Here is an 8,873-nt window from a genome sequence, read left to right as displayed (position 1 = left end):
CATTCCGTATCTTCGGACCTGACGAGACGATGTCAAACCGTCTATGGGACATGTTCGAAGTAACGAACCGTCAATGGATGGAAGAAGTTAAGGAGCCAAACGACCAATACGAAGCCCACGAAGGACGTATCTTGGACGCTCAATTGTCAGAGCACCAAGCTGAAGGTTGGTTGGAAGCTTACACGTTGACTGGTCGTGTTGGTGTATTTGCATCATACGAGTCATTCCTACGTGTAGTTGATTCAATGATTACACAACACTTCAAGTGGTTGCGTCACGCCTCAGAGCAATCATGGCGTAACGATTACCCATCATTGAACTTGATCTCAACTTCAACTGTATTCCAACAAGACCACAACGGTTACACTCACCAAGATCCTGGTATGTTGACGCACTTGGCTGAAAAGAAGTCTGACTTCGTTCGCCAATACTTGCCAGCCGATGCTAACTCATTGTTGGCTGTATTCGGTCGTGCATTTACTGAGCGTCACAAGGTTAACCACGTTGTTGCATCAAAGCAACCACGTCAACAATGGTTCTCAGTTGCTGAAGCTGAAGAATTGGCAACTGAAGGTTTGAAGGCTATTGACTGGGCTTCAACTGTTGCTGAAGGTGAAGAAGCTGATATCGTCTTCGCATCTGCTGGTGTTGAGCCAACGATCGAAACTTTGGCAGCTTTGAACTTGGTTAACGCTGCATTCCCAGCCGTTAAGATGCGTTATGTAAACGTTGTTGAATTGCACCGTTTGCAAAACAAGAGCGGTGAGATGAACCACGAGCGCGCTTTGTCAGATGACAAGTTCAACGCTTTGTTCGGTGAGTCAGGAACGCCAGTTGTCTTCGGATTCCACGGATACGAAGACTTGATCGAGTCAATCTTCTACGAGCGTCAACACTTGGGATTGCACGTACACGGTTACCGTGAAGATGGTGACATCACTACGACTTACGACATGCGTGTATACTCAAAGTTGGATCGCTTCAACCAAGCTAAGGATGCTGTTGCCGTATTGAAGGCTAACGGTGTTGTTGAAGCTGCTGAAGCTGATGCATTTGACAAGAAGATGGATGACATCTTGGCAAAGCACTTCGAAGTTACTCGTAACGAAGGTCGCGACATCGAAGAGTTCACTGACTGGAAGTGGACTGCTTTGAAGAAGTAATCTACTGCCGTACGATTAATTCTAAAAGTAAATAAAACTAAAGCTGATTTCGATCGGCTGCGGTAATTAAAGACCGCTACTAATTCTGTATGGAGTTAGTAGCGGTCTTTTTTTATCTTAAACTTATATATGCATAAAACTTGAATTAAATACCTGTTTACGTACTGCTCTCAGGATGTTTATTTCAGTATTTTTCATTAGAAATTCAAAAATAGGGGCTATTCTGAAAAATGAATTATAAAAATGTAGAGAGAAATAATCGGTGGAATAATGAGTCAAAGACGTTATGGGGCTATGGTTGCGTATGCAAATATTTTATTAAAGAACCTTATCAGCTTTATGTACATTCCTATCTTATTAAAATTTGTTGGTGGTAATCAATATGGTTTGTACCAGATGACAAGTTCGGCCGTGGGGATGCTGTCGCTTTTATCTTTAGGGATGTCGGCATCCTATGTTCGCTTTTTTTGGCAGGCAAAAAGAAGAGATGGAGATGAAGGCGTTGGCAGAATTAATAGTGCATACCTAAGCTTCTTTTTGCTTATATCAGTTGTTTGCCTTGCTGCAGGTGGTGTACTTACCAATAATGTAGAGATTCTTTTTCAGAAAAATTTCTCGGAATCTGAAATAGAAACCACAAAAATGTTGATGGTGATATTGTCTGTCAACGTTGCCGTTACACTGCTCTCGTCAGTATTCGATTCGTATATCATTGCTAATGAAAAATATTTAGTCGAGCAACTTAGAGTGTTGTTTTCAACTCTTTTACAGCCCGTTTTTTCAATAATTTTATTGATTGGCGGTGGCGATATTGTTGCCGTCGCGACTGTACAATTATTGGTAACATTGATTTTTATATTTTGGAATATGATATATGCAGTTTCAAGACTGAAAATGAAATTTAAGTTTACGAACATCAGAAACTTAGTTGAAACGGGCAAAAATATTTTGCCTTTTTCAGGTGTGATTCTTATTAATCAGATAATTGACTTAGTGAATAATAATTTTTCAACGTTGTTGGTTGGAAATATGTTAGGTCCAATGAGTGTGGCTGTTTTTGCGATAGCAAATCAGCTTAAAGGTTTGTTCTATCAGCTTACGTTCACTATATCTAGACTCTATGTTTCAAAAGTTCACCAAATGATTTCGTTTGATGCAACTGATGGCGATCTTACAAATTTGATGATTAAAATTGGGAGAATCCAATTGTATCTTCTGGTTTCTGCGTTTGGTTTGTTCGTTGTGTTGGGACAAAGTTTTATAGAGTTTTGGGCTGGAAAAGATTATGGAGAGGCATATTGGTTAGTTGTATTAATGATGACTTCTTTGTTAGTACCGTTGTCACAAAACATAGGATTAGAAATTCAGAAAGCGAAAAACTTGCATAGATTCAGGATTATCCTTATGTGTTTTTCAACCCTTTTTAATTTATTTGCGTCTATTATATTTATAAAAAAATTTGGTGTATTGGGTGCTGGAATTGGTTTTTCAATTAGCACAGTAGTGGTGAATGTCGTGGTTATAAATATTTATAACCATAAAGTAGTTGGACTCGATATGTTCAAATACTGGCGTAAGGTCTCGAATGTTATTTTGGGTCCAGGAATAGCTATTTTGCTGACGGTTGGCTTCAATTGTCTATTCGGCGGAAATAGTATTTTGAAAGTGATGATTGATGTAATTTTGTATGGAACTCTAACTCTTTTGATACATTGGATTTTTTCTTGTGATGAAAATGAAAGAAAAATAATTACATCGAGTCTTAACGGTTTATTGAACAAAGCTATATTGAGAGACAAAGGAGTTGAAAATTGTGAATAATCAAATATTAGTGTATGAATGGATGCTGCCAGGCGGGAATAAAAATTTTGGTGACTTGTTATCAAAACCCATAATTGAAGGCGTTTTGAAACGTAAAGTGATACAAGTCACTGATGGAAGTGCGAATATTTTGGGCATCGGTTCTGTTTTGGATCCAATTAATACAGAATTTAATAATGTAAAGTACATTTGGGGAAGTGGGTTTATTCGGGAAGGAAATAAACTGGAGCGCCAAGATGTGCAGGTGTTGGCTGCAAGAGGGGAACTAACAAGAGCGCGCCTAGGAAAGGACGTGCCACTTGGGGACCCAGGATTACTAGCGTCTAAATATTTTAAACGAAGTGACGAAATGCTGGATAAAATTGGCATCGTGTCACATTTCTTAGATACCGACAATCCAAAGTTTAAAAAGTGGAAAATGGATGACAGGTTTGAATTTATTGATGTTTGCAGAGACCCGCAAGAAGTAATTTTGGATATTACAAAATACAAGGCAATCATTTCGACAAGTTTGCATGGATTGATTATTTCGGATTCGTTTAATATTCCAAATTTTTTGGGGACTCTCTCACCAGAGGTCGGAACGTATAAATTTTACGATTATTATTCAGGCGTTGGTAAGGAATATGAATTACAAGATGCACAAGGCATCTTTGATAAAACTTATGAAGAAATTCTAGTGTTAATTAAAGGTTGGACGGGAGTTAATGGTCTGGATAAAATTCAGAATAATTTGGAACAATCATTAAAAGAAGGTGTTGACAATTTAGAAACACCTGATGATTTGTTGCATACAACAATCCCAGAATTTGAAATTCCGAAAGATTTTACTATAGATAGGGTTATGATTCATACCCATAGAAGGTTCATTCGTGATGTGCCTAATTCGAGTCATGTTTTGCGAACTATGCGAAAGTTGGGTTTTACAGAGATATATACGAATCAACATGTATCTGAGTGGTCAAAATTACCGATAGGAATTAATAAAATTAAGCTCCGAACGAATAGTTATGTAAGAGATTATAAGTGGCTTGTTAAGAGACAATTGAAGAAAAGGCGAGTTAATCAATGAGCGGTTTAAGTATTGTAATTCCCACCTATAATTGTGGGGAGTATATTGAGACGTGTATTAATTCGTTAGCGAGATTGGAGTATGACGAGTTAATCATAGTTGATGATGGATCAACGGATCAAACGGAAGAGATTATTGATAGTCTTTCTAACAAAAAGCTTGTGTACATTAAAACAGATGGAAATTTTGGGGTTTCAGCGGCTAGAAACATTGGGCTAGAACGTGTTCGATCTAAGTATGTAATGTTTATGGACGCGGATGATAGTTTGGTGCTACATCAAAGTCGTTTGATAAACGGTGTGGTTAATAAAGATTTTGATTTGGTTGTTTTTGGAAATGAAATTCAGAACGAAGAGTTTTTCGGAGATGAAATACCAAAAGATGAGATATATCTCAGTTTAGCTGGATATAAGCAATACCCGGGATTCATAACAGCTGTATTTTCAAAATTATATCGGGTTGATATGTTGCGGATGGGGCATATTACCTTTAATGAGAGCGTTAAAAAAGCTGAGGATGCTATCTTCAACTTAGAAGTTGTACAATCTATTGATAGTGTGAAATTTGTACAAGCTGGATTATATAAATATCGTAATAATACAAACTCGATAACAAAATCAGTATCGTATAATGTTTCAAAAAATTATATCGTAACAAGTACATGGTTTGCCGAATTTTTCTCTAATCAGCTTTCTTCAGAACAGCATAATTCACTGCAATTGAATTGGATGTTGAGAGAGATATATTGTTTGACATTAAGCAACCAAAATCCGGCAGATAGTTTAAGGGAAATCATGAGTCATTACCGAAAGATTGTTGTAAGTAGATACATGGTTAATTGGCGAAATATACGTAATAAGCATCGGGTGATTTATGTCTGCTTATTAATGCGATTGTATCCGGCGGCTGTATTTTTTGAAAAGTATAAACGGGAAAAAGAGTTGAACTCTGGAAGTTATGCAGTTGAGGCGTTTGAAGTCTTATGAAGTATATATAGTGGAAAAAGGCATTTTGAACAACGCGTTCAAAATGCCTTTTTTATTCACAGATTAATCAACGTTGTTATGAAGATTAGCAGTATTTCTAAATTATCATTGAATGTGACTGAATGGTTCGAGAGGGAAATGAATATGAAGCCTAATTTTAATATAGATATTGTTGTACCTTGGGTTGATGGACAAGACCCAGAATGGTTGCATAAAAAAAATGTTTACGAAGATGAAACATCAGTTGATAGTCGAGTTAATGGGGATGAGCGTTACCGTGATATGGGAACGTTTGAATACTTTTTTCAAGGCATTAAAAAGTTTGCAACATGGGCTCACAAAGTGTACGTCATAACAGATAATCAAAAACCTAAATTTGAAATTGATGATAATCGGGTGATATTCATTGATCACAAGGATTACATTCCAACGGAGTATTTACCAACGTTTAATTCGAATACGATTGAAATGAATATTGATTTAATACATGATTTATCAGAACATTTTGTTCTATTTAATGATGATACTATTTTGATTAGCCCAACAGAGTACACGGATTTTTTCTCGGAAAAAGGTGTGCCGAAGGATTGTGGTGCATTTGAAATATTTCGACCGTTTGATGATTTTTCACACATTGTGTTAAACGATTTGAAGTTAATAAATGACACTTTTGATAAAACAGCGGCACTAAAAAATCATGGCTATAAGTATTGGGGGACTAGTTGTGCAAAGCCTAGTCTAGCTAGAATTACAGGAATGGCTGATTCAGCGTGGCTTGGGTGGGTAGATCCACATTTGCCTATGCCATATACGAAGACGTTATTTAAGACCGTTCACAAGGAATTTCCACATTTACGAAACGAACAAGGAATGCGTCGCTTTAGAACGCCGCTAGATATTAGTCATTGGTTAGTGAGATATTATCGATTAGCTACAGGGGAGTTTATGCCAAGTAACATCTGTAAATTAGGCTGCACAGCAGTAGTAAAACCCGGAGAAGAACAACCTGAAATTCGAAAGGCGTTTTCTAAGAATAAAAAAATTGTTTTGCTGAGTGACCAGCCGATGAGAAAAAAGGACTTTGAATTGGCAAAAAAAAGTATGGACCGCCTTTTTTTTGAAAAATTCAATGAATGTGAGGGATAAGAAAATATGTTTCAAAATTTGACTGTCATTATTCCGGCATACAACGCTGCTAAATATATAAAGGAGTGCATTGAGTGCTTTTTAGATTATCCGGAAATGAAAGTGTTAATCGTTGATGACGGATCAACGGATGACACGGTAGAGCGTGCGAAACAATACGAAAAATGCATGCGTTTGAAGGTTTTGGAAGGAAATCATGGGGGTGTTTCTAACGCTAGAAATATAGGCTTAGTTAATACGGAAACTGAGTATGTGATGTTCATGGATGCTGATGACCTAATTAATTTATCTAAACTCCCCGATGAAGTTTTCGAAATGATTGAGAAAAAAATTGACTTGATTGATTTGTCTGCCTTGCATGGACGTGAAAATATAGTCGCCCAATTAAGTGAGGAGCAAAAAAAAGACATCATTCTAGGACTATCTGGATTTAAAGGACAGAAAAATAGTGTGAAGTTAGGTGATTCAGGCCCAATTGCTAAGCTATATAACATGAAAATTATAAACAAAAAAAATATTAGGTTTAACACTGATATATACAAAGGAGAAGATGCGTTATTTGTTATGCGGTTTGTAACATATGCTTCTAGTCTGGCAAGAGTACCAGTTTCAATATATCGATACCGTCAACACGAAAATAGTGTAACTAAGAAATTTCCATATAGTATCCTAAACAATCATCAAAATTATGTTACTGAAGTGTTGAATATTGCGGAATTAAATACGTTGCCAGTCGTTTATCGACGGGAATTGCAACTTAGAAGCACAATAAATGATGCACTTGATTGTATAAGACAACAAAGAAATGAAGACTATTATAAAATATCTCAAAGCTTGAATACTTATACGATTAAACAGCTTCGTTCCTTACCAAAACGGCTTTTATTAGTAGCCGTAGTGATGAAATTTAATCAACTGTGGCTGTATAGGTCTATCAGAAACATACGAGTTAATTTAAAAAAAATAAGGAAAAGTCAGCCTGTAGATTTTATTGATATTTAAATTAAAAAGAGGGGGATGGAGATTTGAACGAAAATTTCAAGGAATTTAGTGTTTTGATGGCAATATATGACAAAAATGATCCGGAGGAATTACGAGAAGCATTAAAAACGGTTTTTGATAATACAATCTTACCTAAGCAATGCATTATCGTTGAAGATGGGCCAATTAACAAGATTCTAAAAAATGTTATTAACACTTTTCAAAAGAAGTATCCAGGAGTCATTGAGACAATCAGTATTGCTAGAAATTGTGGATTAGGTAGTGCACTATCTGAGGGACAAAAATATATAAAATATCCATATGTAGCGCGAGTAGATTCTGATGATTTAAATGAAGCAGAACGATTTGAAAAGCAATTAGAAGTTCTTGAAAGCGATAGTTCAATTGGCATGGTGGGATCGTATATTCAAGAGTTCGAAGATGATGCAAGGCTAGATTTTCGCGTGGTGCCAATAGAACATCGTGAAATTTTTAAATATGCAAAGTATAAGTCACCAATGAATCATATGACCGTTATGATCCGAACGGAGGTCCTTGAAGAGACGGGTGGATATCGAGATATGCTACTTTTTGAAGATTACGATTTATGGCTTCGAATTCTACATACTGACTGGCAATGTAGAAATATAAGCGAGCCATTAGTGAAAGCTAGAATTTCATCAAAAATGTTTAAACGGCGGGGCGGGTTCAAATATTTGCTGTGTTACTTGAAGTTTAGGGTAGATGCCTTAAAGAATAAACGCATCAATTTTTGGCACTTTATAAGCATGGCGTTTATACATTCGACGGTCATAATGATGCCAAATTCTTTACGTAGTAATATCTATTCGACTTTTTTAAGAAAGACGAGTGTGTGATGAACGATTAGATATGGAGTGAGAAAGATGGAATTAATATCAGTAGTTGTACCAGTGTATAACGTTCAAGAATATTTACCGGCATTTCTGGAGAATATGAGTAATATCAAAAGCAGGCAGTTTAGGTTTTACTTTGTGGATGACGGTTCTAGTGATAATTCAGGATTAATTTTAGATGGATATCAAGAAAAATTGGGTTCTGAAAAAGCGGTGGTTTTGCATACCGATAATGCAGGGCTTAGTGCAGCTAGAAATGCAGGTTTAGAAGTAGCACAAGGTAAATACGTTTGGTTTTTGGACCCCGATGATTTAATAAATACTAATATAATTGGGGACATGATTTCCTTATTGCAACAGTATGATCTAGATATTGTACAGTTTTCGTTTGATACATTTAGTACAACATATAGAAAGTCAGAAGTTAAAAGTATCGAGACAACTGACTGGAAAAAACTGACGGGAGACGACTTATTTGAGTTACTTTGTAATCCAAAAAGTTCTGTTGAAAATTATTCGTGGAGTCACATTGTTAAAAGGGAAATATATATAAATCATGAAATTTTATTTCCGGTTGGTAAAAACTATGAGGATTGCGCTACAACGTTTTTGCTATTCGATAATGCTCGTGAGTGTGGGTTAATTGATTTACCAGTAATTCATTATCGAAGTAGACGAGGTTCAATTTCTAAAACGCAATCGATTCAAAATTATGATGATTTTTTTGATTCGATAATGCTGATTAAAAATTCGAACACAAAATTTAGTCAAGAAGTTAAAAACAGATATTTATTAACCCGATTCATGACGTCATTTGATCAGACATCAT

7 protein-coding genes and 1 pseudogene are annotated in these 8,873 nt (G+C 36.1%); all 8 read left to right on the top strand.

Translation table 11 applies throughout. From position 1 onward, the window contains the following. Window positions 1–1,163 (top strand): annotated as a pseudogene (locus WEIDD23_RS14625) (phosphoketolase); the annotation flags it as partial. 270 nt (window positions 1,164–1,433) lie between these two features. Then, window positions 1,434–2,984 carry a lipopolysaccharide biosynthesis protein gene (locus tag WEIDD23_RS06120; RefSeq protein ID WP_062358849.1) on the top strand — a complete coding sequence of 517 codons (1,551 nt, stop codon included), beginning with the start codon at window positions 1,434–1,436 and terminating at the stop codon, window positions 2,982–2,984. Beyond that, complete coding sequence (locus WEIDD23_RS06115; protein WP_062358848.1) at window positions 2,977–4,056, top strand: polysaccharide pyruvyl transferase family protein; 1,080 nt, start codon at window positions 2,977–2,979, stop codon at window positions 4,054–4,056. Before WEIDD23_RS06120 ends, WEIDD23_RS06115 begins: the two co-directional genes overlap by 8 nt. Next, window positions 4,053–5,042 (top strand): glycosyltransferase family 2 protein, encoded by a 990-nt coding sequence (locus WEIDD23_RS06110; protein WP_062358847.1) that lies wholly within the window; start codon window positions 4,053–4,055, stop codon window positions 5,040–5,042. The genes WEIDD23_RS06115 and WEIDD23_RS06110 overlap by 4 nt, the downstream gene beginning before the upstream one ends. A gap of 144 nt (window positions 5,043–5,186) precedes the next feature. Continuing rightward, window positions 5,187–6,188, top strand: a complete 1,002-nt coding sequence (locus WEIDD23_RS06105; protein ID WP_010374928.1) for a stealth family protein — start codon at window positions 5,187–5,189, stop codon at window positions 6,186–6,188. Between the two features lie 6 nt (window positions 6,189–6,194). Further along, window positions 6,195–7,190: a glycosyltransferase family 2 protein gene (locus WEIDD23_RS06100; RefSeq protein WP_010374926.1), complete on the top strand. Its 996-nt coding sequence runs from the start codon at window positions 6,195–6,197 to the stop codon at window positions 7,188–7,190. Between the two features lie 23 nt (window positions 7,191–7,213). Continuing rightward, entirely contained in the window at window positions 7,214–8,047 is an 834-nt protein-coding gene (locus WEIDD23_RS06095) for a glycosyltransferase (RefSeq protein WP_010374924.1), read from the top strand. 27 nt (window positions 8,048–8,074) lie between these two features. Continuing rightward, on the top strand, window positions 8,075–8,873 hold a 799-nt coding region (locus tag WEIDD23_RS06090), incomplete at its 3' end, for a glycosyltransferase (protein ID WP_062358846.1).

This window comes from Weissella sp. DD23, from assembly GCF_001579105.1.
GTDB lineage: Bacteria > Bacillota > Bacilli > Lactobacillales > Lactobacillaceae > Weissella > Weissella cibaria.
The sequence above is the reverse complement of the archived record's forward strand: the minus strand, read 5'-3'. Positions and strand labels throughout refer to the sequence as shown.

Excerpts from the sequence above, each read along its gene's own strand:
- WEIDD23_RS06120 (WP_062358849.1), top strand. The coding sequence starts at position 1,434 with ATGAGTCAAAGACGTTATGGGGCTATGGTTGCGTATGCAAATATTTTA.
- WEIDD23_RS06110 (WP_062358847.1), top strand. The coding sequence starts at position 4,053 with ATGAGCGGTTTAAGTATTGTAATTCCCACCTATAATTGTGGGGAGTAT.
- WEIDD23_RS06105 (WP_010374928.1), top strand. The coding sequence starts at position 5,187 with ATGAAGCCTAATTTTAATATAGATATTGTTGTACCTTGGGTTGATGGA.
- WEIDD23_RS06100 (WP_010374926.1), top strand. The coding sequence starts at position 6,195 with ATGTTTCAAAATTTGACTGTCATTATTCCGGCATACAACGCTGCTAAA.